The sequence below is a fragment of the Nannocystis sp. genome (assembly GCF_016714285.1).
Lineage (GTDB): Bacteria > Myxococcota_A > Polyangia > Nannocystales > Nannocystaceae > Nannocystis.
The window spans coordinates 335,313-360,634 of the sequence record NZ_JADJNN010000002.1; the positions used below are offsets into that span (position 1 = coordinate 335,313).

At 64.7% G+C, this 25,322-nt stretch carries 21 protein-coding genes; 10 read left to right on the forward strand and 11 right to left on the reverse strand.

Annotated features, from left to right (window positions below):
- Window positions 1–183 precede the first annotated feature (183 nt).
- Window positions 184–1,656, forward strand: coding sequence for a leucyl aminopeptidase (locus IPJ59_RS05605; protein ID WP_293249287.1), 1,473 nt, complete (start codon window positions 184–186; stop codon window positions 1,654–1,656).
- A 64-nt stretch (window positions 1,657–1,720) separates the two neighbouring features.
- On the opposite strand, the gene IPJ59_RS05610 is transcribed toward IPJ59_RS05605, so the two are convergent.
- On the reverse strand, window positions 1,721–2,215 hold the full coding sequence (locus tag IPJ59_RS05610; protein WP_293249284.1) for a hypothetical protein: 495 nt from the start codon (window positions 2,213–2,215) through the stop codon (window positions 1,721–1,723).
- Between the two features lie 255 nt (window positions 2,216–2,470).
- On the opposite strand from IPJ59_RS05610, the gene IPJ59_RS05615 reads away from it, so the two are divergent.
- On the forward strand, window positions 2,471–2,962 hold the full coding sequence (locus IPJ59_RS05615) for a CarD family transcriptional regulator (protein ID WP_293249281.1): 492 nt from the start codon (window positions 2,471–2,473) through the stop codon (window positions 2,960–2,962).
- Window positions 2,963–2,973: 11 nt separating this feature from the next.
- Here the strand turns inward: IPJ59_RS05615 and IPJ59_RS05620 are convergent, their stop codons facing one another.
- From IPJ59_RS05620 to IPJ59_RS05635, 4 genes are all read right to left on the reverse strand, one after another.
- Window positions 2,974–5,007 (reverse strand): 4Fe-4S binding protein, encoded by a 2,034-nt coding sequence (locus IPJ59_RS05620; RefSeq protein WP_293249278.1) that lies wholly within the window; start codon window positions 5,005–5,007, stop codon window positions 2,974–2,976.
- Window positions 5,004–6,428 carry a hypothetical protein gene (locus IPJ59_RS05625; protein ID WP_293270077.1) on the reverse strand — a complete coding sequence of 475 codons (1,425 nt, stop codon included), beginning with the start codon at window positions 6,426–6,428 and terminating at the stop codon, window positions 5,004–5,006. The genes IPJ59_RS05620 and IPJ59_RS05625 overlap by 4 nt, the downstream gene beginning before the upstream one ends.
- A gap of 39 nt (window positions 6,429–6,467) precedes the next feature.
- Window positions 6,468–7,073, reverse strand: a complete 606-nt coding sequence (locus IPJ59_RS05630) for a hypothetical protein (protein ID WP_293249272.1) — start codon at window positions 7,071–7,073, stop codon at window positions 6,468–6,470.
- 73 nt (window positions 7,074–7,146) lie between these two features.
- The gene (locus tag IPJ59_RS05635) at window positions 7,147–8,634 is read right to left on the reverse strand and encodes a hypothetical protein (protein WP_293249269.1); all 1,488 of its coding nucleotides are present in this window, start codon (window positions 8,632–8,634) and stop codon (window positions 7,147–7,149) included.
- A 259-nt stretch (window positions 8,635–8,893) separates the two neighbouring features.
- Here IPJ59_RS05635 and IPJ59_RS05640 point away from each other — a divergent pair, with 259 nt between their 5' ends.
- On the forward strand, window positions 8,894–9,379 hold the full coding sequence (locus IPJ59_RS05640) for a hypothetical protein (protein ID WP_293249266.1): 486 nt from the start codon (window positions 8,894–8,896) through the stop codon (window positions 9,377–9,379).
- Between the two features lie 28 nt (window positions 9,380–9,407).
- On the opposite strand, the gene gyrB is transcribed toward IPJ59_RS05640, so the two are convergent.
- The 4 genes from gyrB to dnaA all read right to left on the reverse strand — a co-directional run bounded on the left by gyrB (window position 9,408) and on the right by dnaA (window position 15,973).
- Window positions 9,408–11,903 carry a DNA topoisomerase (ATP-hydrolyzing) subunit B gene (gene gyrB / locus IPJ59_RS05645; RefSeq protein WP_293249263.1) on the reverse strand — a complete coding sequence of 832 codons (2,496 nt, stop codon included), beginning with the start codon at window positions 11,901–11,903 and terminating at the stop codon, window positions 9,408–9,410.
- A gap of 128 nt (window positions 11,904–12,031) precedes the next feature.
- Window positions 12,032–13,261: a DNA replication/repair protein RecF gene (gene recF / locus IPJ59_RS05650; RefSeq protein WP_366524547.1), complete on the reverse strand. Its 1,230-nt coding sequence runs from the start codon at window positions 13,259–13,261 to the stop codon at window positions 12,032–12,034.
- Entirely contained in the window at window positions 13,185–14,288 is a 1,104-nt protein-coding gene (gene dnaN, locus IPJ59_RS05655) for a DNA polymerase III subunit beta (protein WP_293249257.1), read from the reverse strand. Before dnaN ends, recF begins: the two co-directional genes overlap by 77 nt.
- A 329-nt stretch (window positions 14,289–14,617) precedes the next feature.
- The gene (gene dnaA, locus IPJ59_RS05660; RefSeq protein WP_293249254.1) at window positions 14,618–15,973 is read right to left on the reverse strand and encodes a chromosomal replication initiator protein DnaA; all 1,356 of its coding nucleotides are present in this window, start codon (window positions 15,971–15,973) and stop codon (window positions 14,618–14,620) included.
- A gap of 713 nt (window positions 15,974–16,686) precedes the next feature.
- On the opposite strand from dnaA, the gene rpmH reads away from it, so the two are divergent.
- Genes rpmH through IPJ59_RS05680 form a run of 5 tightly spaced genes read left to right on the forward strand, consistent with a single transcriptional unit; the run spans window position 16,687 to window position 19,658 of the window.
- Window positions 16,687–16,839: a 50S ribosomal protein L34 gene (rpmH, locus tag IPJ59_RS05665; protein WP_293249251.1), complete on the forward strand. Its 153-nt coding sequence runs from the start codon at window positions 16,687–16,689 to the stop codon at window positions 16,837–16,839.
- Window positions 16,836–17,213: a ribonuclease P protein component gene (rnpA, locus tag IPJ59_RS37560; RefSeq protein ID WP_366524548.1), complete on the forward strand. Its 378-nt coding sequence runs from the start codon at window positions 16,836–16,838 to the stop codon at window positions 17,211–17,213. The genes rpmH and rnpA overlap by 4 nt, the downstream gene beginning before the upstream one ends.
- Window positions 17,207–17,473 carry a membrane protein insertion efficiency factor YidD gene (gene yidD / locus IPJ59_RS05670; protein WP_463673348.1) on the forward strand — a complete coding sequence of 89 codons (267 nt, stop codon included), beginning with the start codon at window positions 17,207–17,209 and terminating at the stop codon, window positions 17,471–17,473. The genes rnpA and yidD overlap by 7 nt, the downstream gene beginning before the upstream one ends.
- Window positions 17,474–17,476: 3 nt before the next feature.
- Window positions 17,477–19,084, forward strand: coding sequence for a membrane protein insertase YidC (yidC, locus tag IPJ59_RS05675; protein WP_293249248.1), 1,608 nt, complete (start codon window positions 17,477–17,479; stop codon window positions 19,082–19,084).
- A gap of 16 nt (window positions 19,085–19,100) precedes the next feature.
- Window positions 19,101–19,658: a Jag family protein gene (locus tag IPJ59_RS05680; protein ID WP_293249245.1), complete on the forward strand. Its 558-nt coding sequence runs from the start codon at window positions 19,101–19,103 to the stop codon at window positions 19,656–19,658.
- A gap of 60 nt (window positions 19,659–19,718) precedes the next feature.
- Here IPJ59_RS05680 and IPJ59_RS05685 read toward each other — a convergent pair whose 3' ends face one another.
- The gene (locus IPJ59_RS05685; RefSeq protein WP_293249242.1) at window positions 19,719–20,801 is read right to left on the reverse strand and encodes an aminotransferase class I/II-fold pyridoxal phosphate-dependent enzyme; all 1,083 of its coding nucleotides are present in this window, start codon (window positions 20,799–20,801) and stop codon (window positions 19,719–19,721) included.
- Between the two features lie 137 nt (window positions 20,802–20,938).
- Here IPJ59_RS05685 and IPJ59_RS37565 point away from each other — a divergent pair, with 137 nt between their 5' ends.
- The gene (locus IPJ59_RS37565; protein ID WP_366524557.1) at window positions 20,939–21,487 is read left to right on the forward strand and encodes an RsmG family class I SAM-dependent methyltransferase; all 549 of its coding nucleotides are present in this window, start codon (window positions 20,939–20,941) and stop codon (window positions 21,485–21,487) included.
- Between the two features lie 53 nt (window positions 21,488–21,540).
- Here the strand turns inward: IPJ59_RS37565 and IPJ59_RS05690 are convergent, their stop codons facing one another.
- Window positions 21,541–22,662: a rhomboid family intramembrane serine protease gene (locus IPJ59_RS05690; protein WP_293249239.1), complete on the reverse strand. Its 1,122-nt coding sequence runs from the start codon at window positions 22,660–22,662 to the stop codon at window positions 21,541–21,543.
- A gap of 283 nt (window positions 22,663–22,945) precedes the next feature.
- Between IPJ59_RS05690 and IPJ59_RS05695 the strand changes: the two genes are divergently transcribed.
- Window positions 22,946–25,282, forward strand: a complete 2,337-nt coding sequence (locus IPJ59_RS05695) for a DUF4388 domain-containing protein (RefSeq protein ID WP_293270080.1) — start codon at window positions 22,946–22,948, stop codon at window positions 25,280–25,282.
- Window positions 25,283–25,322: the final 40 nt, after the last annotated feature.

The following is a 25,322-nucleotide window of genomic DNA, read 5'->3' on the forward strand; positions in this document are numbered from 1 at the left end:
CACTCAATTATACGAAGGTGAACGACTCTTGTAGGACGATGAGGCCTTTTTGAGCATCGGCGTGACCTGACACACGCTTATCCTCTCGCGCAGTTCGCGTGGGCCTCATGCGCAGGTCCCCTTGCCCACTCAGATGGCGTCGCTTGCAGCTAGCGCGCTGGTGGGCGACAAGGCAGGAGACACATGCTGAGCATCGACTGGACCTCCCAGGATCCCGCCACGGCCGCGCTTCAGACCCTCGTGGTGGTGCTTGCGAGCCCCGACTGCGCCACCATCGTTGAGCGCCTGTTCGGCGCCCCGACCGCACAGGCGGCCGTCGCCGGGCGCTTCACTGGCCGCACCGGCGAACAGTTCCGCTTCGCCCGAGAGCGCGAAGGTTCACTGCAGACCGTCGTTCTGCTGGGCCTCGGGACTGACGCCCCGACACCCAGCCGCTGGCGTAGTCTGGCCTATGAGGCGCTCCGGGCGGCCCAGGTCGGCAGTCAGCAGCTCGTCCTCGATCTCCGCCAAGTCGCCGGGCTCGCACCGGCCCCGCCCCAACTCGGCAACTTGTTGGCCCAGGGCCTCGAGCTCGCTACCTACCGCTACGACCGCTACATCGCCGAAGCACGGCGCAAGCCCTCGACCGTGCAACGAGTAACGGTGGTCAGCGAGCACGCCGCCGCCAGCGAGGGCTTCGCCCGTGGTCAGACGATCGCCCACGCCGTCGCCCAGGCCCGTGACCTCGTCAACGGCCCCGCCAACGAGGTCACGCCGACCTACCTCGCTGAGTTTGCCGCCGCGGTGGTCGCCCGACTGAAGGACGTCGCCGATGTCACCCTCAAGGTGCTCGAGCGCGAGGACTGCGAGAAGCTCGGCATGGGCTGCTACCTCGGTGTCGCCCAGTGCGGCCCGCAGCCGCTCAAGTTCATCCACCTGCGCTACACGCCGAAGGGCGAGGCGAAGGGCCGCGTTTGCCTGGTCGGCAAGGGCGTCACCTTCGACTCCGGCGGCCTGTCGCTCAAGCCGAGCGACGCGATGATGGGCATGAAGATGGACATGGGCGGCGCGGCCGCGGTGCTGTGCGCGCTCGAGGGTGCGGCCCAGCTCGCGGTGCCATGGGAGGTCCACGCGATCGTCGCCGCCACCGAGAACATGATCGGTGGCAACGCTTACAAACTCGGTGACGTGCTCACCGCCTCCAACGGCAAGACCGTCGAGATCGACAACACCGACGCCGAGGGTCGCCTCACCCTCGCCGACGCGCTCGTGTACGCCGGCAAGCTGCAGCCGACCTACACCCTCGACTTCGCCACGCTCACCGGCGCCTGCATCGTCGCCCTCGGGCCGCACATCGCCGGCGTCATGTCCCGCGACGATGAGCTGTGCACGCAGTGGCTGGCGGCCAGCGAGCGCGCCGGCGAGGACGCCTGGCGCCTGCCGCTGCCGGAGGCGCTCAAAGAGCAGCTCAAGAGCCCGATCGCCGACATGCGCAACACCGGCGAGCGCTGGGGCGGGGCCGTCACCGCTGGCCTGTTCCTGTCCGAGTTCACCGAGGGTCAACGCTGGGTGCACGTCGACATCGCCGGGCCGGCGATGGTCCGCAAGCCCTTCGGTGTCAACGACGAGGGCGGATCCGGCTACGCGGTCGCCACGATCCTCGAGTTTCTCCGCTGACCACGCCCGGCCTGACCTGATCCGAAGCACATGTCGCCCGGGCCAGGTTCTTTCGGTCAGGTGATCAGTTCAGGAACTTGATCTCGGTGATGACGTTGTTCTCGACGGCGATCTCGATCTCGCTCGAGGTGCCGTCGCAGTCGAGGTTGTTCGGTACGTACTTGCCCACCCGGGGGCCGCTCGTGCAGCGGATGAAGGTGTGGAAGCGGACGGCCCGCTCGACCGACTTGCTGCCCTGGCTGTCCGCGGGCGGGCCCCACACCATGAACGCCACGAACTCCTTCTGACCAGCCTTCACCTCGCCGCGCTGCACGGCCGCTCGCTCCTCGTTCGACAGCTCCGACCAGCGCCCCCACAGCCCCTTCTGCTCAAGGAACGACTGCCGCTGTGTGTCCTGCAGCTTGAGGAAGGCCGCCTTGTCGTTGGCGTTCGGCAGGTTGTAGTAGAATTTGCGGTCCAGGTCGGGCAGACGCTCCGGCGTCATGGCGCAGGCCAGTGTGCCGCAGAGCATGAGACCAGCGACCAGGCGCGACAGCGTGGAGGCGAAGGGGCGAGACATGCGGTGCATCATAGGGAAGCCGTTCGATGGTTCAAGAATGCTGCGTGACAGCGCGAGCGTGCGGTTTATGGGGTCCAATGGCCATTGGTCAACTCACAGTCATCTCGCGGCTACCGGCCGAGGTCCGCCGTGAACACCGGCGCATGCTCGGGAGCGAGCCACGGCCGTTGACATGACGCGCCAAAATGATAGCCTGGCGCTACTTTTGGGCCGATCCGGGCTGCTCTCCCTTGAAGGCACTGAGCTCGACCTCTCATGGGCGATTTCAATATCGGTGACAAGGCCGTCTACCCCGGCCACGGTGTGGCAGAAGTCATGGGACTGGAGCGGCGAGAAATTGCCGGCTCCGCGATGGAGTTTTATGTCCTCCGAGTCCTCGAAAATGACATGAAGGTCATGGTCCCGAAGAGCAACGCGACCGCCGTCGGGCTCCGGCGGATCGTCGGAGCGCAGCAGATCAAGGAAGTCTACGGCGTTCTAACGCGTCGGGGTGAAAAGATCTCGACCGCCACCTGGAACCGGCGGTACCGCGAGTACATGGAGAAGATCAAGACTGGCTCGCTGATGGAGATCGCGGCGGTCCTGCGTGACCTCTGCATCCTGCGGAGCGACAAAGACCTCAGCTTCGGCGAGCGCAAGATGCTCGACACGGCCCGCACCCTGCTCGTGCAAGAGCTCGCGCTGGCGAAGGGTGTCGAGCACGCGACGGTGGTCCAGGAGCTCGACGACATGTTCCCGCTGCAGTAAGCCGGCGCCCCTCACAAGTCGGCTGTGCGCATGAACATCGGCTGAGCGAGCAGCCACAGGCTGAGCATGCTCATGCCGATCATGCCGACCATCATCACCAGGTGAACGCGCAGAGCGGCCTTGCGGTCGCCACCGTAGACACGGACCGCCTCGCGCTGGGCGACATAGATGCCGTAGACATGGCCGATGATGACCAGGGCGACCTGCAGGTACCAGATGCTCTCGGGTGACCACAGGGCCGTCAGCGGCGCGCGAGCGGTCCCGAAGAAATCGTGCCCCCAGCCGAGCGGATCGGAGATCAGGCGCCGGACCTTCGACCACTCCCAGAACACGTGCACCGCGTTGTGAGCCAGGTGATAGAAGAGGGCGATCGGCAGCAGCGTGTAGCTGAACTTGATGAACAGTTTGCGCGTGCTGATGTCGCTACGGCCGCTGACCAGCCGCATCGCGACGCAGAGCAGCCAGTAGAGCAGCCCGGGCAGCACGATGCAGGCCAGCATCATCAGCGTGAAGGTCATGCTGCCGCCGTGGCTGCCGGCGAAGCCGAGCGGCTCAGCGCCCAGCAACGCCAGCTCGGCGTCGACGATGGCGCCGCGCAGCGCCGACTCCCACTCCATCCACAGGGGGATCATCGCCGCGCCGTGGAAGGCGCTGACGATGAAGACCAGCAGCGCGAGGTAGGCCTCGTCGGCGCGACTGCGATGACGACTTAGCACGTCGGCGCCGGTGCTGCGCAGGTTGAGGCCGATATTGTCGTGCGGGCAGCTCTTCACGCATTCGGTGCACAGCGTGCAGTACTCGTTCTCGTTCATCGCCCCCATGAACTCGTGCGTCGGGCATGGGTAGCCGCGCTCATTGCCATGGAAGCAGTCCTTCGTCTTGCACGCCTTACAGACCTCGGGGTCGCGTCGGCGCAGCTCGACCATGCCCATCATCGCGTACTGGCCCGTGACGCGGCCGACGAAGCAGACGTAGCGGCACATCGCCTTGCGCTCGTAGACCACGAGCAGCAGCCACGAGAGCACGATCATCACGATGCCGAGCACCGAGGTGAGCCACGGACGATTGGCGGCATCGAACACGATCTCGAGCCAGGTAGCGACCGCGAACAGGACGATCGCCGGCCACATCCACAGCTTGAAGCGCGGGTACTTGCGACCCAGGCTGGCGATCTTGCGGACCGGCGTGAAGCCGCGGCGCATGAACCAGTCCGGGATCGCCGTCCATGGGCACATGTAGCACCACAGGTTGCCGAACAGCAGCACCATGAAGATGAGGCCGATCCACCAGATGTTCCAGGTGAGCACCGGCGCGAGGTTGCGGCCCGGCTCCTGCGAACCGACGAGGCCGATCACGATGACCGCGAGGAAGGCGATGACGACCGGCAGCTGAACCGCAGGCTGGAACCACCGGCTCTTCATCGCCCGCGCGAGCGGCGACCACCGGGTTAGCTCGAACTTCCAGTAGCTGCGCTGCTTGGCACCACGCCGCTCGAACAGGGTGAACGAGGCGAGCAGGATGACGATCACGCCGACGAAGAAGGCCTCGTTGGGGATCCCCGGCATCAGATGCACGTAGGCCTTCTTCTTGACGGCCTTGACGTCGTCGAAGGCGGTCGGATCAAAGAAGCCGCCAGTGCGGATCTCCCCGAGCTGGATCGCGTTGAGGCCGGTGGGCTCCTCGCCGCCCCCGTCTTCGGACAACACCAACGCGCCAGTGCTGGTCCGCTTGCGGCCAAATCTGTCCTCAGAGACAGGTTTATTCTTGCTCGGCGTGATGTCCTCGACCGGCGGAGGCGGCGGCGTCTGCATCTCGAGCGCGAGCGCTTGGACCTGCGGGTGGACGCGCAGCAGCGAGTGAGCGAGCAACCCGTCGGCCTCTCGCGCTTCGACGCGGGCGCCGACGATCCACGCGAGCGTGAGCACGGCGACGACACTGGCGAAACCCCGAGCGAATCGACCTCCGCGGAGCAACTGGAGGGGATCGTCCTCCGTGGTGGCCTGGGTGTCGAGGATCGGCAGGCGGACACGGCGAGGGCTGGTCATGAGGCGGCTCCGATCTCGGCGATCACGACGACGTTGGGGGCGCGCACCCAGGTCTCGGGCGCGCCGACCAGGAAGCGCCCAGCGTTGAGGTCGACGAGGTCAGTGGCCGCGACCTCACAGGCGTCGAGCTTGCTGCGGTCGAGCGTCGCCCACAACACCTGGCCCCGGCCCTCGGCGAGCTCGGGGTTGCTCGGCGGACCTGCCCCGATGGCCAGGTGCTCGCCGGAGGCGTCGAGCGCGAGGGCCCACGGGGCGTTGGCAGCGGCGAGTAGATCGAGACCACCGAGCCTGCCGCACATCGTCGGCGTGGCGCCGCCCTTCACGATCACGACACCAGGGTCGGTCGGACCGGAGGCGACCAGCCAGCGTGCAGCGTCGCCACTACCCCCGCGCAGCAGCACCGGCTCGCGCAGCAGACGAACCTGTTCAAGCCCGGGAGGGGCATCCTGCGAGGGTTTGCCCGTGCTGCAGTCGGGGTGCACCTGCCACAGACGCGGCGACTCGGCGAGCTGGGACTGGACGGCGATGAGATTGCCAGCGCCGTCGGCCGCGACGAACTGGGTGGTCCAGAGGCCGCTGCTCAGGTTGAGGCCGCATCCGGTTACGCCAGCGGCGGCATCCTGGATGCTGGCAGTGGCGAAGTCGCCTGGCAGCGTGAGCACCGCGACCGAATCGCTGCCGTCGCAGGCGACGGCGACGCGGGATACCTCGGCGTCGAGGGCCGCGAGGTGCCACGCGCCGATGCAGGGCTTGTCGAGCGCGCCGAGGTCGATGCTGGCTGGCACCGCGGCGAGGTCCGAGTCGAGCACGAGCAGCGAGCTGGGGTTGGTCCACTCGGTGGTCTTGAGGTCGTTGGCGAACACACCGACGAGCAGGCGACCGCTGGGATGGGGAAGCAGAAAGATGCCCTCGCGCCGTCCGTGGGCGACTTCAGCGACGCCGTCGGAGAAGCTGCCGCCCGTGAAGTAGCGGTCGACCGTGAAGATCCCTCCCGCGGGGACATCGGCGAACGCGGTGAGGGGGAACCGGATCAACGAGCCCTGGTCGGTGTCGGGGTAGTGACCGATCGTGACGATGAGGCTGGTTGCGGTGAGGGCCAGCTCGTAGGGCTCGTCGAGCAGATTGCCGCTGATCTGCTGGCCGGAGGGGTCGGGCTTCAGGTCGAGGCTGATGCGCCCGCGCAGGCTCGGTGTGCCGGTGACATCGTAAATGTCGACGCGGTCGTCGAGGGTCTGGCTGACCATGACCAGCTTGCAGGGAGGACTGTCGCAGGCGAACAGGCCCGGCGTGTCGCCGCCGCTGGTCGGCTGCTCGCCGGTCCCTGGGTCGCCCGTCGACCCGGTCTCCGTGACGTTCGACAGACCGTCGGGGAGACACGCGGCCAGGAGGACGAGGACCAGCGGCGCACAGCGCGACAGCATACCCTGCACGCTAGCACACGTGGGCGGATGCTCGGAGCTTCACTCGCGCCGGCCGAGCGCGACCTTCATCAACAAGAGGGCCTCACGAGCGGCGTTGCCGACGAGCTGGCTCTCGTCCGGCTCGCCAACCACCGCAACCAGGCCTCCCTTCCCCATCGTGAACTCGCTGTCCAGGGTCTTGTCGCGCAGCTGGGTGAGAAAGGCGTCCTGGGTGAGCTCGAGGTTGCCGCGGTAGTCGTAGACCTTGATGCGGTTGATCTTGCCGGCGGCGTTGACCCCGATGCCGACCTCGAGCGTGAGGATGCCTCCGTCGAGGATCTTCGGCTTGGTGCGCGGGTCGATAAAAATGGCGACGCCGAGGAAGTTGCCGACAGCGTCCTGGGCGATGAAGAACTCGGGCTGCTTGTCCTCGGGATACAACTCGAAGCCGAGCTGTGCTTCGAGGTACTTCACCTCGATGTCGGAGTACTGATAGCGCTTGATCCGCCAGGCGTTGGGGTCGGCGTCCGGGAAGAGCTTCATCAAGTTGCGGTGGGTGACCTCCCATGAGCCCCACTTGGCGAGGTGCGCCTCGCTCGGGGGTGCGGGCAGGGCGAGACACATCAGGAGCGAGAGACCGAGCTGGACCGCGTGACGCTTGAACATTGGCTTGTACCCGGCGGAGCGACGATCGCCGCGGAGGCCAGGGACGTCAAGTCGCGCGAAAGCTTCACGGCCCCTAGAAGTCAGCCACCGCCTGAAAGTTGAAGTTGTCGTTGTAGAGGCGGTTTTGCCGCCCGCCGTCCTCGCGCACGAAGGCGTACTCGGCCTTGAGCGTGAAGCGAGGCAAGACCGGGAAACGCAGGCCAACGACGTGCGCCTGCAGGGCCTCGTCGTAGCGAAACGAGTCGGAGAAGTCGGGGTTGATGGCCACGCCCTTGGCGGTGCGCCCCGGAACGGAGAGGTCGGGGTCGGCGTGGTCGAAGCGGTACTGGACGATGAGGCCGGGGAGGCGCGTCTTCTTGCGCCGCCACAGCGGCTGAGCGACCTGGATGTACCCACCGAGCATGTGGCGGTCGGCGAGGATCGGGTTCTTGGGGTCCTGCGCAGCAGCAGCGTCGACGCCGTAGACGACCTCACCACGCAGATGCGGCAGCGGATACCGGCTCTGGAAGATCTCGTCGAAGTTGAGATCGAGGTGGGCGCCGGCGCGCCAGGTCGCGGCCTGCTTGGTGTCGACGAAGGTCTGACCGAGGAAGCTGCTGACGATGAAGGTGCTCTCCGGGTGCTTGCCCCACACGAAGGAGCCGCCGAAGTTGAGGGCGGGCAGCGGGCGGATCATCACGCGGGCGACGAAGGACTTGTTGCCGTTGTTGTCCGGGGCGATGCCGAGCACCGAGCCGTCACCACGGTTGACCTTCTCGACGTCCCGTAGACGACGCTCGCAGGTCTCATCGACTTGACCGACCGGCTGGTAGCGGTAGAGGAGGTCGTTGCTGCGGGTCTGCGTGCAGGCGTCGCCGTTGAGGATGCCGACGTCGATCTCGAGGGGTCGGATCGGCTTGCCGGAGCCGAAGGTGGGCTTCCACTTGATCGTCGCGCCGATGTCGATCCAGGTGCCAGGGTAGATACGACCGGCACTCATGGCCAGCGGACGCGTGGCCCACCAGCGCACCGGGGCGTCGTGCTCCTCGTCCTCGATGCCGAATGGAACCACGAACACGCCGCCGGACAGCTTGAAGCCCTCACTGAACCATCGCGGGGCCTTGCTCGCCCAGGCGAAGGGGTTGACCTCGAGGGCGGCGGCCTCCATCAAGATGACCGGGTTGAAGGCCGGAGAGACATCGGCTGAGCCCGGCGCAGCGCGGGGGATCGAGATGAACTCGAAGGCGATGCGTGCGTAGACGACGTCGGCGTAGATCGGTGCGCCGACATAGAGATTGGCGGCGCCGCCACCGAAGTACGGGAGCGTCTTGAGCTGATCGAAGCCGCCGGCCGCGTTGTGCATCGCGGTGTTGGTGCGCTGGGTGACCGCGAAATTGAAGCCTAGGTAACCGCGCACCTGGATGCTGCCGCCACCGGTGCTGTCGTCACTCAGCTTGCCGGGGTCGAAGAATCCAGCGCCACCGCCGGCGATCGGCTTGCGGTCCTTGGCCCCGCCGAGGACGATCCGGGGCTCCTTCGCGGGTGCGCCTGGACGCGGCGGGAGTTCCTCGATCGGCGGCATCGGCGGGGCCGCTACAGGACCCGACACGGGGACCGCGCTGGTGGTCTCGGCCCCGAAGAAACCACCGCCCGTAGTTGGCGGAGGAGCAGACGACTCCGCAAGCTGGCTTGGATCAGGGCTAGCGAGGGGGATCGCATCGGGCTGGCGATCAGGCGGCGGCGATTGTATGAGCCAGACGCCGGTGACCAGGACGAGCGCGTGCATGAGCGATCCCGGCGGACTCTACCTCAGGTCGGTCCGCTTGTGGTACGCCGGAGAAATGCTGCGTGGACTCGTGGTCTTCTCCCTGCTCATCGGCTCGGCCTGTGGTCCAGGCAACGAGGTCGCGCCAGCCCCGATCGCCGGTAAGGAGCCGATGACGGCGCCGTACGTGGCGATTCAGGAGACGCTGGCGCGTGACAGCATTGACGGGCTGACACAGCTGTCAGCGCGGGTCGTAGTCGCGGCCGAGCCGGTGCAGTCGCAGCCAGGCGTCGAGGAGGTGATCGCTGGTGCGGGCCGGGTTGCAGCGCAGGACATCGACACGGCCCGCCTCGCCTTCTCCAAGATGAGCATGGGGCTCATCGTGTACCTCAAGCAACACGCCGACGAGCGTGCTGGCCTCGAGGTGGTGTTCTGCCCCATGGCCTTCAACAACAAGGGGGCCCACTGGGTGCAGAAGAGCGGGGAGATCGTGAACCCCTACCACGGCATGATGATGCTGCACTGTGGCGACAAGGTGCCGTGGGACAAGGCGCCCGGTTGATAAGGCGCCCGGTTGAGGCGCTGGGGCCCTAGATGTCGAGGTTGCGGGCGTTGAGCGCGTTGGTTGTGATGAATTCGCGACGCGGCTCGACGTTGTCACCCATGAGCACGGAGAAGACGTTGTCCGCGTCGACGTTGTCACCGACGCGGACCTTGAGCAGGGCGCGACGGGTGGAGTCCATCGTGGTCTCCCACAGCTGCTCGGGGTTCATCTCGCCGAGGCCCTTGTAGCGCTGGATCTGCAGGCCGGTGCGGCCGAGCTCGCCTACATGTTGAACGAGGTCGACAAGACGGTTCGGTTCGGCGACGATGTCTTGGCCGCGGTACAGGCGGTAAGGGGTGGTCCCGAGACCATCCATATAGTGACGGATCTTCAGCATCTCCTGCACGGGGTACGAGACGGCGAATTCGTGGTCGATGATCTCGTACTGGGAGACGCCATCGGCGATGATCTGCAGCTTGATCGCCTGACGTGCAAGCGTGGCCCCGGCGGTCGTGCGGGGCAGCTCGGCCTTGTCCTCGACGACTTCGAAGCTCAGGCGAGCGAGCGGCATCTGCTGGGCGATGCCATTACGCAGGCGCTCGGCGAACTCGGGCAGCGCGGCTGCATCGGCGAAGACATCGGGCTTGACGGTGCCTTGGTGGAGAGCGTCGAGGAGGTTCTCGACGACAGGCGAGCGGTGCTCGCGAGCGATGGACTCGACCAGTTGGCGGTAACGCGAGCCCTGGCGGGCGATCTCTCCGAGCACCTCCGGCATCACGAAGTGATCGCCGATCGATAGGCGCATGCTGTCCACAGCGTTGTTGATGATGAAGTCCTCGAGACTCGCGTCGTTCTTGATGTACGACTCGGTCTTGCCGGACTTCACCTTGTAGAGCGGCGGCTGGGCGATGTAGAGGTGGCCGCGCTCGATGATGTCGGGGAAGTGGCGGTAGAAGAACGTCAGCAGCAGGGTGCGGATGTGCGAACCGTCGACATCCGCGTCGGTCATGATGACGATGGTATGGTAGCGGAGCTTGCTGATGTCGTAGTTGTCGGGGCCGATGCCGGTGCCGAGCGCGGTGATGAGGGTGATGATCTCCTGGCTGGAGAGCATCTTGTCGACGCGGGCACGCTCGACGTTGAGGATCTTGCCGCGGAGCGGGAGGATCGCTTGGGTCTTGCGGTCGCGGCCTTGCTTGGCCGAACCGCCGGCCGAGTCGCCCTCGACGATGAAGATCTCGGCCATCTCGGGGTTTCGCTCCTGGCAGTCGGCGAGCTTGCCGGGCAATGAGAGGCCGTCGAGGATGCCCTTGCGGGTGATGGTCTCGCGGGCTTTGCGAGCGGCTGCGCGAGCACGGGCGGCCAGAAGCGCCTTCTCTACGATCAGCCTTGCCGACCGTGGGTTCTCCTCGAGGTAACGACCGAGTTGTTCGGTGACGACGGTGGACACGAGGCCGGTAACTTCACCAGAGACCAGCTTGTCCTTGATCTGCGAGCTGAACTTCGGGTCGGGGTGGCGAATCGAGACGACGCCGACCAGACCCTCGCGTACCTCTTCACCGGCGAGGGTGCCCTTGTGGCCCTTCAGGGCGCCGCTCTCGCCAGCGTAGGCGTTGACCACCTTGGTCAGGGCTGTTCGAAAGCCGGTGAGGTGGGTGCCGCCGTCGCGGTTGGCGATGTTGTTGGTGTAGCAGAGGATCGTCTCCTGGTAGGCGTCGGTCCACTGCAAGGCGATCTGAACCCCGAGGACCGAGGCCTTGCCGTCGAGCTCGAAGGCGATGTCCTCGTTGAACTCGATGAGGTCGCCGATCTGCTCCTTGTTTTGTGCGAGCAGCTTGACGAAGCTGGGCACGCCGCCCTCGCCGTCGAAGACGCGCTCCTTGCCGTTGCGGAGATCGCGGAGGGTGAGTTTGACGTTGCTGTTGAGGTAACTGAGCTCGCGGAAGCGGTTGGCGAGGATCTCGAAGTCGATCTCGGTCGTGGCGAAGATCAGCGGGTCCGGATGAAAGGTCACGCGAGTGCCGCGACGATCCGAGGGGCCGACGAGCTGGACCTCGGTGACCGGGTCACCGCGCTCGAAGCGAACGGTATGGGCCTTACCTTCGCGCCAGATGTCGAGGATGAGACGGTCGCTGAGGGCATTGACCACGGACACGCCGACGCCGTGCAGGCCGCCAGAGACCTTGTACGAGTTGTTGTTGAACTTTCCGCCGGCGTGCAAGACGGTGAGGATCACGATGGCGGCGTCGACCGTCTTGCCGCTAACTTCCATGGGGCCCGTCGGGATGCCGCGTCCGTTGTCCTCGACAGAGACGGAGTTGTCGGGGTGGATGAGCACCTCGATCACATCGCAGTGACCGCCCAGGGCCTCGTCGATTGAGTTGTCGACGACCTCGAAGACCATCTTGTGGAGACCCGAGCCGTCGCTGGTGTCGCCGATGTACATGCCCGGTCGTTTGCGTACGGCCTCGAGGCCCTCGAGCACCGAGATCGAGTCGGCGTTGTAGTCTTCAGAGGCTTGCGTCTTGGCGGTCTCAGACATGGATAGCGTGGGCCCACAACGCGGCGAAATCGCGGCGAAAACGGCGCGGCGAAGGTACCACGGACAGGGGTCGTTGGCCAAGATCGACGGCGCCGGAATTCGCCGGAATTCGCCCCGCAATCGGCCCGTCAGGGGCCGTTTGAGGGCGCAGCGCCGGAGGCCTCGATGCGGCCGCCGGTGACCTTGATGTAGCGGCAATCTTGACCTGGCTCGAGGCCGATGAAGTGGGGGGCCGTGGTGGTCAACACACACTGCCCAGCCTCACGGACAAGCGCCGTGAACAACTGCGCTGAACGCTCCGGGTCGAGTTCGCTGGACACGTCGTCGAGCAAGAGCAGCGGTGCCTCGCCCGTGAGCTCGCGCGCGGCCTGCAACTCAGCGATCTTGAAGGCGAGGATCAGTGCGCGGGCCTGACCCTGCGAGGCGAAGTTGCTCGCCGTCTGCTCGCCGAGCTGCATGTCGAAGTCGTCACGATGCGGTCCCACAGTCGTCGTGCCGCGTACGAGGTCGTGACGCCGACTGTCGCGCAACGCGTCGGCGAGCACCTCCTGAGCGACCCGACCGTCGAGTGCGCCGACTTTGCTCACGTACTGAACCGTGGCTGGCAGGCTGCGCCCATGGATGCCCGCGAAAGCGGCCGCGAAGCGGTCATGAAGATCGGTAAGCAGGCGGCTACGTCGCGTCCAGATCCTTCCACCCACCTCGGCAAGACCGACCTCGTACGTCGCCAAAAGGTCGTCGCGGGTCCGAGGCGAGCCCTCTTCATCGCGGAGCACCCGATTGCGCGAGCGCAGGAGCTTCTCGTAGTCTTGGACATCGCTAATGTGTGTGCGCTCACGGGCAAATAGCACCCGATCGAGGAATTGCCGTCGACCAGTGGGTGCGCCGCGTAGCACGCCCAGATCCTCGGGGGTGAAGAGGATGGCACGAAGACGGCCATAGAAGTCGAGGCCGGATCGAACCAGTTTGCCGTCGGCCTGAGCAACCCGCCGCGTCTGACGCTCACTTCGAATCAACTGGACGACGAGGCGCGAGCTGATGCCGACGCGGGCATCGAGGCCAGTGATCTCGACACGCGCCTCGGACTGACCCTGACGCACGAGCGGACTGAAGTCAGCGCTGCGAAAGGAGCGGAGGGTAGCGACAAGATAGAGCGCCTCGAGAACGTTGGTCTTGCCGGCGCCGTTGTGTCCGTGCAACACAGTGAAGCGCGGGCCGAAGTGGACTTCGCCCGCGCTCAGGTTACGAAACTCGCGGATGCTGAGGTGCTGAAGCTGCAGATCAGATCCGCATCGGCATGACGACGCCGAGGTAGTCGGGGCCCTCGACCGGACGCAGGACACAAGGGTCGAGCTCACCCTGGAAGTCGAGGTGGACCTGCTTGGTGTCCATCACCTCGAGCACCTCAATGAGATAACGGGCGTTGAAACCAGCGACCAACGGCTCACCCTGGTACTCGATCTCGATCTCCTGGTGAGCGACGCCGAGATCCGGGTTGTCGGCGGTGAGCTTGAGGCTGCCCTTGTCGAGCTCGATGCGCACGGTGGCGGTCTTTTCCGGGGCCATGACCTCGGCACGCTTGAGCACGTCGATCATCTCCTCACGCAGAGCTGTGACGCGGCGCCGGAACTCGCGCGGGATGACCTGCTCGTACGGCGGGAAGACGACGTTGTTGAGCTTGACCGAGAGCATGAGCTCGTCGGCCTGCAAGTACAGGTGCTGACCATCAACGGCCAGACCGACCTCACCCTGGACACGATCGAGCACTCGCTTGATCTCGAGCATGCCCTTGCGAGGGATGATGATGCCGCGCTCGAGCTTCGGACCGACTAGCGGCAGCGACAACTTGGTGAGGCGATGGCCGTCGGTGGAGACCATCGTAGCGAGCTCCCCGTTGCTCTCGAAGAGGACGCCGTTGAGGTTCACGCGCGCCTCATCGGTCGACACGCTGAACTGAGTCTTCTGGATCAAGTCGGCAAGCGTGTGCCCGGGGACCCGAGTGAAGCGGATGCCTCGGGTGTCGGGCAGTTCCGGGAAGTCTCCGGGCGCCTGACCCATGAGCTTGAACTCGCTGCGCCCGACGCTGAGTTGAGCCCAGTGATTGTCGAGACCCTTGATCCGAAGTGGCTTCGCGGGAAGCGTGCGCACGACGTTGTGCAGGTAGCGTACGCCGAGAGTCAAGGAACCCGGAGTCTTGACCTCGACAGGGATGGTCTCGGTGACGGAGATCATCATATCGGTGGCGCTGCACACCAACTTGTTGTCCTTGGTCGCGCGCAAGAGCACGTTGGCGAGAATAGGCTGGTTGTTGCTGCGCTTGTCGGCGACGGTCTGGGCCAAGCCGAGAGCGGAGATGAATCTGGACTGGTCGATCTCGAATTCCATCGAGGCCTCGTCAAATCGGGGTGAAGGTGGAGCGCATGTAGAGTGGAGGATCTTAAGGTCTTAATTTAAAATTCTCGTCGTCCTGATCGGCGGTGTGGAACGGTGACGGCCGAGTGTATCGCGTCGAGAAGATTCGTAAATCGGGAAATTTCACGAGTGTGGGGTGCGGGGGAGTAGTGGGCTTTTTTCCCCCAAGTCGAGGGCCAGTTCTCAGTCCCCGGCTTGTTCGCAGCGGAGTCCACAGGGGGCTGTGGGTAGGTCGTGCTCAGCCCATGAAAAAACGCCGGGCACCATGGGAGGGACCGGCATTCGTGACCTGTGAGGGAGGGCTACATCGTGGCGACCGTGGAGGTGTCGCTGGTGAGTTGGCGTCGCAGAGTGTCGACCGTGGCCCGCAGCTCGCGGTCGTCGCTCTGGATGCTCTCGATGCGCTTGCACGCGTTAATGACGGTGGAGTGGTCCTTGCCGCCAAAACGAAGGCCGATCTCAGGGAAGCTGGCACCCGTGAGCTGGCGGCTGAGGTACATGGCGATCATCCGTGGCCGTGAGATGCCCTGGTGACGACGCGGACCCTTGAGGTCCGTGATGCGGACGGAGAAGTGCGCCGCGACGGTCTTCTGCACGTTCTCGATGCTGACCGGCGGAGGCTGCGCATTTACCGCAGGCGCACCGAGAAGCTCGCTGACGAAGTCGCAGGTGATCGGCACGTTCTTGAGGCCGGCAAGGGTGGAGACCCGGACCAGGGAGCCCTCGAGCTCGCGTACGTTGGAGCGGACGATGCTGGCGAGGTGCAGGGTGACGTCGTCCGAGATCGGGATCCGGTCGTGCTCGGCCTTCTGGCGTAGGATGGCGATGCGGGTCTCAAGATCGGGCGGCTTGATGTCGGCGACGAGCCCCCAGTTGAGGCGAGAGATCAGGCGGTCCTCCATGCCCTGCATCTCAGAGGGCATGCGGTCGGCGGTGACGACGATCTGCTTCTCGGCCTCGTAGAGCACGTTGAAGACGTGGAAGAACTCATCCATGGTGCGGTCGCGGCCGGCGATGAACTGGATGTCGTCGATGAGCAGCACGTCGCACTGTTCGCGGTAGCGGCTGCGGAACTCGTCGAACTGGTTGAAGCGCACCGCGGCGATGAACTCGTTCATGAAGCGCTCGGCGCTCTGGTAGACGATGCGCAGCTCGGGTCGGGTGGCGTGGATGTGGTGACCGATCGCGTGCAGCAGGTGGGTCTTGCCGAGGCCGACGCCGCCGTAAATAAAGAAGGGGTTGAAGCGCGTGCCAGGTTCGTTCGCCGCGGCCCACGCGGCCGAGGCGGCGAGTTCATTGCCGGCGCCCTTGATGAAGTTCTGGAAACGGTAGCGGCCCGACAGTTGGGGCGGCGGAGCGGTGATCAGCGGTCGCGGTGGCGGTGGGGTCGTCGCGTTGGGGAGTGGAGCGGGCGTTGGTTCCGTGGTTACCTCGATCTCCACGTCATAGGTCTGGGCTGTGCGCGCCCGGAGTTCGTCGAGCACCACGCCCAAGTAGTGGTTCTCGAACCACTCCTTCATGAAGCGATTCGGTGCGGTGAGGTGAAGATGGGTGCCGGTCACGCGGCGGAGCGCGATCGGGCGCAACCAGAGGTCATAGGTCTGGGCTCCGAGGCGCGGTTGTAGACCTTGCAGTGCCTCGCTCCAAATATCGCTCATGGATCCTCCATCCACAGCTTCGAAAGGGCTGTGGAGAACCAGAAAAATGTGGGGTTACAACGAGATCACCGACGCATAAGGAAAGTTACCCACAGCTTGTGAGAGGGCCCGGGATGGGCGCTCCAAGCGGCGGGGGTGCGTGTGCGCCGGCAGACTAGCGGGGGGCTAGGTTGTGACCGCGCTCGGAGTGGCGCGGGAGGAGTCTTCTACTCGGGCTGGGTGGCCCGGGACAAGACGTGCGCCGTGGAGAATTTATAAGGGCTCGGGATCTAAGCGGATCTTGGGTGGGAGGGTGGTCCGGGGCCTCGCTCGGGAACGACCGGGGACGTCGGGTCTCTGGAGTGGATCCAGTTGGGATCACAGGACAATCTTGCGCGCTTCGGGCCAGGTCGCGCAGGGACGTCCGGACCAAGCGGATTTGCGCGTCTTCGTCGTCGCAAGTGGGCTTGGGAAGCCAGTTTAGGGGCACTGGTAAAAGTCGGATCTAGGCGGCAGTGTAGGTGTGCCAAGCGCGCGCGGACACGATGTGCGTCAGGATCGGGGTGATCTGGAGACAGCGGGTCGAGTTCCCGTGTGCGTCGCTGCGTTGACAGACTGGGGGCGCGCTGGTATCGATCCGGCCCCTTCGTCCGGGCCCGTGCCTCTACTACAGGAGGCGCTCCTGGTCCCTGCTGTTCCTCGTCGGCCCTGGGCCTGAATCTCGAAAGACTCCCATGTCGAAGCGTACCTACCAGCCTCATAACCTCAGCCGTGCTCGTACCCATGGCTACCGTGCTCGGATGGCGACACGTGGTGGTCGTAAGATCCTGGCGGCGCGCCGCCGTCGTGGCCGCAAGCGTCTGAGCGTGGCGATCGGCGGCAAGTGAGGTTGGAAGGGTTCCCTGCGGCGCTGCGCGTGAAGAAGCGCAGGGAGTTTCTTCGCATTCAGGGCGCAGGCGGCAAGCATCATCTGCGCCACTTTCTCGTGTTCGTGGTGCCACCTGCCTCCCGGCCGCCAGAAGATCGGCTCATGCCCCCCCGGTTGGGAGTCACCGTGACGCGCAAGGTGGGGTGCGCGGTTGTGCGAAATCGCATAAAACGCTTCGTTCGAGAGGCTTTCCGCCGGAAGCGTGGCAGCTTTACACCCGGTTACGATATGGTCTGGGTCGCAAAGCAGAGCGCAGCAGCAGTTGGGTACGCCGACGTGATGCTAGCGATGAACGCCCTGAGCAAGCGACCTCCGCTTGGAGCTGCATGCTGAGCAAGATCATGATCGCCTGCATCCGCCTCTACCAACTGGGGATCTCTCCGTTGGTGGGGCCATGTTGCCGATTCTCGCCAAGTTGCTCGCACTACGCCTGCGCCTGTATTCGCGACCATGGAGCCCTTCATGGCGGATGGCTGACGGTCCGTCGGCTGCTGCGCTGTCATCCATGGAACCCGGGGGGCCTCGATCTGCCGCCGCCGCGACAGCTTGCTCCTGCCATGGATACCTCCCCCTCTCATCTGGAGAACTGCTGAGTCGTGGATTTTCAGCGCCGTACACTGTTGGCGATCGTCGTCTCCGTGCTCATCTGGATCGTCTACGCGAATTTCCTCGCGCCGCCGACGCCTGAGCCGAAGACGAAGTCCGCGGAGACCACCACCGAGGCCAAGGCCACGACGACGGACGCCAAGGCGCTCGACGGGCGGCCTGATTCCAAGCCGCTCACTGAGACGCCAGCGCAGACACACCGTCTCAAGACCGAGTTCATCGCGCTCGACGTCAGCAACGTTGGCGGCATCATCCGCCGGACGGAACTGCTGAGCAAGCAGTTCCAGCATGCCGAAGGCCCGGGAGACGACTTCCTGCACCTCGCTGGTGCCGACTCGCTGGCAATTGGCTTCGATGCCAACGAGACGGACTTTCGCATGCCACGCATGGCTGGGTGGGAGGTCGTTGGCAAGACGGACTCCACATGGAGCCTTCGCTACAAGGATCTCGACGTCGAGGTTCTCGGCGATCTCAAGCTTACCGAGGGCTACGAGGGGCAGCTTCAGGTGAAGGTGCTCAACCGCTCGAGCAAGCGGCAGAGCCACCGGATGTTGCTCAAGAGCCAATACGGTCTACCGAAGGAGTCGAGCAGCTATGATGTGCACCGCGGCCTATGTGCCACGGCGGATGACGTCGAGGAGTTCGCGGCCAGTGACGTGAGCGGCCAATCCGGTGTGGTTCGCGGCCAGATTCGCTGGGCTGCGCTGGACAGCAAGTACTTTGTGTCGGCGGTCATTCCGACGCACCCCGTGCAGATGTGCGAGGTTCGGGTCAGCGACGATGGCGGCATGCTCGTCAGTACGATCGGCTCCAACGCTGTCATCCTTGAGCCGAATGAGTCACGGACCTACGAGTTCGGACTGTACTTAGGCACAAAAGAGATGGAGCGGCTCGAGCGCTACGCAGTGGTGCCGGGTGTGCATCTCGAGGACGCGGTGGATTGGGGCTGGTTCGGCGGCCTTACGCGCTTCCTTGGCGAGAAGATGCTGTGGCTGCTGCGGGTTTTTTACGATCTGACCGGCATCTGGGGGGTGGCGATCATCTTGCTGACGGTTGTGGTCAAGGTTGTGACCTTGCCACTGACGTTCAAGCAGATGCGCTCGATGAAGAAGATGCGCGAGGTCCAGCCGGAGCTTGAGGCCCTCAAGAAGAAGTACGCTGACGATCGGGTGCGCCAGGCCCAGGAGATGCAGGATCTTTTTCGGCGCGCAGGTGTCAATCCGCTCGCCGGTTGCTTGCCGATGCTGATCCAACTGCCGATCTGGATCGCCCTTTACGCGATGCTCAACACGGCCGTGGAATTGTATCGGGAGCCGTTCCTGTGGCTGCCTGATCTGACCCAGCAGGATCCCTACTACATCCTGCCGCTGGCGATGGGCGCCCTGATGTACTTTCAGATGAAGATCCAGCCGTCTGGCGTGGATAATGAGCAGGCCAAGATGATGGCGTGGATGATGCCGATCATCTTCACGGTCATGATGCTGTTCTTGCCGTCGGGTTTGTGCGTCTATATCTTCGCCAACGTGCTGCTGTCGCTGGTCCAGACGGTAATCCAACTCCGCCCCTCGCAGGCACCGTCGGCCGCCAAGAAGTCCTAGGAGAGTTGAAGAAACCATGGCTGACTCCAAGCAAGCGGCTCCCGCCGAAACCACCGCCAACGCCGACCAAGACTACGGCAAGGCCGTCCCTGTCGTCCGTTCATTCCTTGAGTCCGTCCTCGGCCTTCTAGGCGTTGAGGTGGAGGTCGACATCGACATTGAGGAAGATGGCCTCCACTGTGACCTCAACACCAGCGAGGAGGACGGCGGCCTGCTGATTGGTCGTCATGGTGCGACGCTCGATGCTCTGCAGTACTTGACGTTACGAGTGCTGCAGGCAGAGGGCTTCGATCGAATGCGTATCACGCTCGACGTCGGCGGCTACCGGATGCGCCGTGAGAAGACCCTGAAGGAGCTCGCGCAGGGCGTCGGGCAGAAGGTGCTCAGCAGTGGTCGTCCGTACCACTTCGATCCGATGTCAGCGATGGAGCGGCGAGTTGTGCACATGACGCTCATGGAGATCGACGGGCTACGGACCGAGTCGGAGGGTGAAGGCCGCTTCCGCCACGTTGTGGTGTTCCCGGCGCGTGACGGCGACGGACGACGTTCAGAGAGTGGCGACGTCCGGGCGTGACAGCTTGACGCTTGTCGGAGAATGACCGGTGCTTCCGTCTTGGGAGTGTCGGTCATTCGCTTATAGAAGCGTACGGAGGTCTGTTGCGAAGGCTTCAATTTGGTTCGGCTCGTGCGCGGCGGTTATTGTGATGCGTAGTCGAGATGTCCCATGGGGCACGGTGGGAGGACGGATCGCCTGTACGTGCCAGCCGCGGTGAAGCAAGCGAGCACTCAGATCGATGGCTGCGTCATTGCTTGGAAGTAGGAGCCGGAAGATGGGCGAATGCGGGTTGGGGACACCGAGTTGAGCGGCGAATTGCTCAACATTCGCCCACAGCCTTTCGCGCTGGAGCTGGCCCTCAGGGCTCTCGACCAGACTGATGGCTTGGTGCAGTTGCGCAGCGAGTAGCGGGGATGTCCCCGTGCTGAACACGAAACTGCGTGCTGTCGCGCGGATCCACTTGCAGACGGTGGTGGATGCGGCGACGAAGGCACCAGCGCAGCCAAAGGACTTGCCAAGCGTGGCGATCAAAGCAGTCGGCTTTATCCCATGTGCACCGGCGAGTCCCGTTGCGTGACCATCATTGGTGAAGAGCCCGAAGCTGTGGGCCTCATCCAAGTACAGACAGCCATCGGCGGCAATGTGGGCTCGCAGCGCCGCGGGGTCGGCGTAGTCGCCGTCCATGGAGAAGAGGGCCTCGGTGATCCACCAGGCCATGCTCTTGGGCTGTGGTGCCTGGCCATGTGGAAGGATTTGAACGTTCGCGCGGGAAAGACGGAGGCCGTCGATGAGGCTTGCGTGGTTTAGGGCATCGCTGTGCACGAGATCGGGGGGTTGGATCAGGGCGGCGAGGACACTTACGTTGAGCTGGAAGCCGCTCGGAAACAGCACTGCATCCTCAGCTCCGGCGAGACTGGCCAGTCGGAGTTCGATGGATCGGTGTTCAGGGAGATCCCCACACACCAGGCGTGATGCAGTGGCACCACTCGGCGCCATGAGCGGCTTGCTCAGGAGGGAGTGATTGGCGAGACCGAGATAGTCGTTACTGCAGAAGCCGACGACTTGGTGGTCTCCTAGGCAATAGCGAACGCCCCGTCGTTGGGAGATGATGGGGGGGGTACGGGCCAGGCCGAGTTGTTCCTGTTCGGCGAGTTGGTCCAAGAGGCGGCGGTCCAAGGATGTCGGCATGACGCTTGACAGGGATTGGTTGGTGGGGTTCTAACTTCGGAGCCGTGGCCAATGACAATCTGCAACACCTGTTGGAGTCACGTCTTGTGGCGATCGGGATACGGCGTGAGATGCCCTGGGAGAAGTTGGAGGGACTTGCGAAGCAGTGGCTTCGCTTCGGGCGGGCCATGAATCTGAGTGGGGCTAAGGACCTGCCGGCGCTGGCGGAGCAGGTCGCGGAGGGCCTTGGGGTAGTCGCACTGGCGGATCGTTTGGGATGTGTAGGCGGGCGATGGATCGATGTTGGGTCGGGGGCGGGGTTTCCGGGGCTGATTGTCGCTTCTTGTTTGCCAGTGGAAACCGTACTGGTGGAGCCGCGAGATCGGCGTGCCGCATTTCTCGAACTCATGATGGCGGAGCTTGGGGTTGGTGGCCGGGTGGTTCGGGGGCGGCTGGGGGCTGGAGGAGTGGGTGGTCTCGAGGGGGAGCGCTTCGATTGGGCGTCGGCGCGGGCAGTGTTTGCGCCTGGGGATTGGATCGAGCGCTCACGGGTGTTGCTCGTGGATGGCGGGATTACGTTTGCTCACCTCCATGGTGGAGATCCCGACCCCGTTGGGCGTGCTGTGGACTCGGTTGATAGTGGGAAGTGGTCCGTTCGTGGTTATCGATGTTTCACGTGAAACATCGCGCCTTGAACTCACGGCGATGTTTCACGTGAAACATCGGAGGTCTCCTACTCTGCGCTATTCACGCAGGCGGCAATGTGATCGGAAATCTCGGGTACTGACTCGTGTGCCAGGAACACCGCTGCGCGAAGCAGCGGCACTCCTGGTCGGGGTTCGCCACGCTGGCACAGAATCCAGCCCAGAGTGTCGAGGAAGTTCGGGTTGGTCGGCTCGAGTGCCAGAGCCCGCAGGGCGATGTCCTCGGCATAGTCGAGCTCCCTACTCTCGAGGGCCAGTTGGTAAGCAACGGTGTTGAGGACCTGGGCGTTGCTGGGATCGGACTCAAGAGCGGCTTGAAAATGGCCGACCGCAGCTGTGGTGTCCCTGTCGGAGAGCGCACGGAGTCCAAGGAATTGATGCACCGCCGCTGGCCATGGTGGCGACGCGCCAACGAGCGACAGGATCGCAAGCGACGCGCCCACTGCCAAGCCAATGGCGATCCGCCATGCTGTCCGGCGAACAACCAGCGAAATTCCCAGGACCAGACCCATCACCAGGCCGCCGATATGCCCGGCCTGTGCCATCCATGGGACGACTGCGCCGAGGATGAGACAGACCAGAATCAGGAACGCCAAGCTGAAGCTGGAGATTGGCTCTAGCTTCGTCTGCAATGGTTGTGAGCCAAAGCGACGACCCACCAAGAGGGCACCAGCGAGGCCAAGGGCGCCCGCTGACGCCCCGACCACCATGCTGGACTCGCACCAGACGAGTGAGGCGAGGCAGCCAGCGATGCTTGAGAGGGCAAAGATCAAGAGCGTGCGCCATGCGCCCCATGCGTGCTCGACCCAGTCGCCCAATGAGCCGAGGGCAAGGGCGTTGAGCAGGAGGTGGATGAAGAATCCGTGGAGCAGGCCCGCCGAGACGACGCGCCACCACTCGCCGTCGAGCCACACGTGCGTGAGTTCGAGGGCGCCGAGGCGAATCAGGACAGGCTCGCTGCCTTCGAGGGTCCAGATGCTATGGAGCAGTGTGGTGAGGGGATCGGGTGAGCTGGCGACGGCACCTACGAGAGTCGCTGTATACGCAAGCACACAGAGCATGATCAGACCGGCGGTGGCGGGGCGCTGCGGGAGGCGGCGCCACCAGGCATCGATGATGTAGCCCTCGTTGGCCGCGTGGTCAGCTTGCACGGGCAGGACCCTAGCAGATGCCGCGCGATCCCATGATGGCTCACGGGCCCAGGTTTGCGAGCAGGGCAGGTCTTACCTGTCTTTTGGGACAGATAATTCGTCTGGGAGCACTATTGCCCCAGGAGGCGTGCTGGGTCTGGCTTGCGGGCCGGGCGGGCTGGTGGTTATCGTGAAGACTGTCCGGGTGGGTTTGATCGTGATCCCAGTGGGCCGAAGACGCGAGCTGCGGGCGGTGTCTGGCCCGGGTCCATGTGCGGCCGGGGAGCGGTAGAGGGACCGGACGATGGCACGTCAGAACCTGTTGCTCGTCGACGGAGATGCCCGGCACTTGCGGGTGCTGGAGGTGAGCCTGCGTCGGGCAGGTTTCAGCATCACCAGCGCCGACACAACTGCGAAGGCGCTGCAGTACCTCGAGCATGCGGAGCCGGACCTGATCATCTCGGACACGCAGCTGCAGGGTGGGGATGGCTTCGAATTCTGTCGAGCAGTCAAACAGAACCCTCGCTGGGCGGCGATCCCGTTCATCTTCCTCACCAGCGCCACCGAGCTGGAGGACAAGGTCCGCGGACTTGAGCTGGGGGTTGAGGACTACCTGACCAAGCCGATCTACGTAAAGGAGGTCACGACGCGGGTGAAGATGCTGCTGCAGCGCAAGCAGCAGGAGCGTCTCGGTCGCAAGGATGCGCGGACAAAATTCAGCGGGCAGCTGGCCGACATGGCGATCGTCGACCTGCTCCAGACGATCGAGATCTCGCGGAAGAGCGGGACGATCGAGTTTGAGACGGACCTCGGCAACGCGACGGTGTGGTTTCGCGACGGACGGGTGATCGACGCCAAGATGGGCCGCTTGCAGGCGGCGGCGGCGGTCTACCGTCTGCTCGGGATCAACGAGGGGACCTTCGAGGTCGAGTTCCGCAATATCAGCCGGGCCGGCGTCATCGAGGAGACGACGCAGAGCTTGCTCATGGAGGGGATGCGACGCATCGACGAGTGGGTGCGTCTGCTCGAGGGCTTACCGCCCCTCGACCATGTGTTGACGGTGGATCAGCGGTTGCTGGCGGGACGAGCAGAGCCCTTGAGCCCGGTTCAGCTGGCGCTGCTGCGTCGCTTTGACGGCCGGCGGACGATCGTTGAGATCATTGACGACAGCGGGGCCGATGATCTGGAGGCGCTGGAGGCGATCGGTGGCCTGTACTTCGAAGGCCTGCTCACCGATGAGAAGGCGAGCGCGGAGGAGGAGCACGACGATCCAGCGGTTGCGAACCTCGAGGCATGGGACCCAGCCGTGACCCGCGCCGGTGTACCGCCCCTGCCTGTGGTCGCGGTCGACCCGGCGAAGCCGCTGACCAGCGTCGCCGACCTACCGCCCTTGCCGAGCTATCCGCTGCCTTTTCCGAACCTCAGCGCCAACGTCGACCACGATGATGTACTCGTGGGTGGGATCCCCGACGATGTACGTGAGCCGCAGCTGCCTGAGGACGGGAAGGTCATCGCCATGACCAGCGGGCGCCAGCGGCGCACCGACAAGGCGCCGACCAGCGTGATGATTCAGTCGACGACGGTCCGACGCCTCGAGGCGGTCGACGGGTTGGTCGCGCTACCGATGGGGACCGCTCGCGCGGAGGCCTTCGGCGAGCTGCAGTCGGAGGCCGCCGAGGCGCGACCGGACGCTCGAACGCACTCGCCGTCATCGTCCATCATCGTGCGTTCGCGGGAGATCGAGATGCGATCTTCCGCGTCCGCGTCCGGGTCCGCGTCGATCGCGGCGAATAGCACCGTGAGCAGCACGACGGTCGACTCATCGCCGCCGGCCACGGCGTCCGACACCTGGCCCCACGAGACCCCGCCTCAATTGCTCGCCGAGAGCACGGATGACATGGGTCGTCTTAGCGCCTTGGTCGCCGCCTTGAACCAGAGCGCGACCAGTCCAGCCGAGGAGTTGCGCGCCGAGACGGAGCGCGAGGTGGAGACAACACCACAGCCGCCATCGTTGTTGTGGGGCTGGCTCCTCGTGGCGGCGTTGGGTGTGGTTGTGATCGTGCTGCTCAAGCCGTGGGACATGAACCGACGCACGAACCGATCAGTGGTAGCCGCCAGCGAGGGGAAGGTGATCGCACCGACCCAAGTGGAGACGAAGGTGCCGGTGGCGACGCGGCTTGCGAAGCCGGTGGTCGAGAAGCCAGTGCTTGAGAAGCCGGTGGTCGAGGAGCCGGTGCCGCCCCCGCCCCTGCCAGTTCAGCCAGGGGCAGATCCAGCAGCGTTGAAACAGGAGGTGGAGCGGGCCTCGAAGCTGTACATGTCCGGGAAGCTGAAGGAGGCGCTGGTTGCGGTCGAAGCGGCGCTGGCGATGGACCCGCGACATGCGCCAGCGCTGCTGCTCAAGGCCAACGTGCTCATCGAGCGCAAGGACCTTGAGGCGGCGAAGCAGGCGGTGGACGCAGCGATCGCCAGCGACCCGGGGCTGGCCGACGCCCAGCTGGCGCTCGGTGTGATCGAACAGGAGCGCGGCGCGACGGATGCGGCGATCGCTGCGTATGAGAAGTTTCTCGAGCTCGCGCCCAAGTCTCGCTACGCGGCGAGCATCCGTGGCACGCTCAAGCAGCTGCAGCGCGGGAAATAGGCGCTCGCTACGCTTGAACTCGCCGCGAAAGCGCGCTACG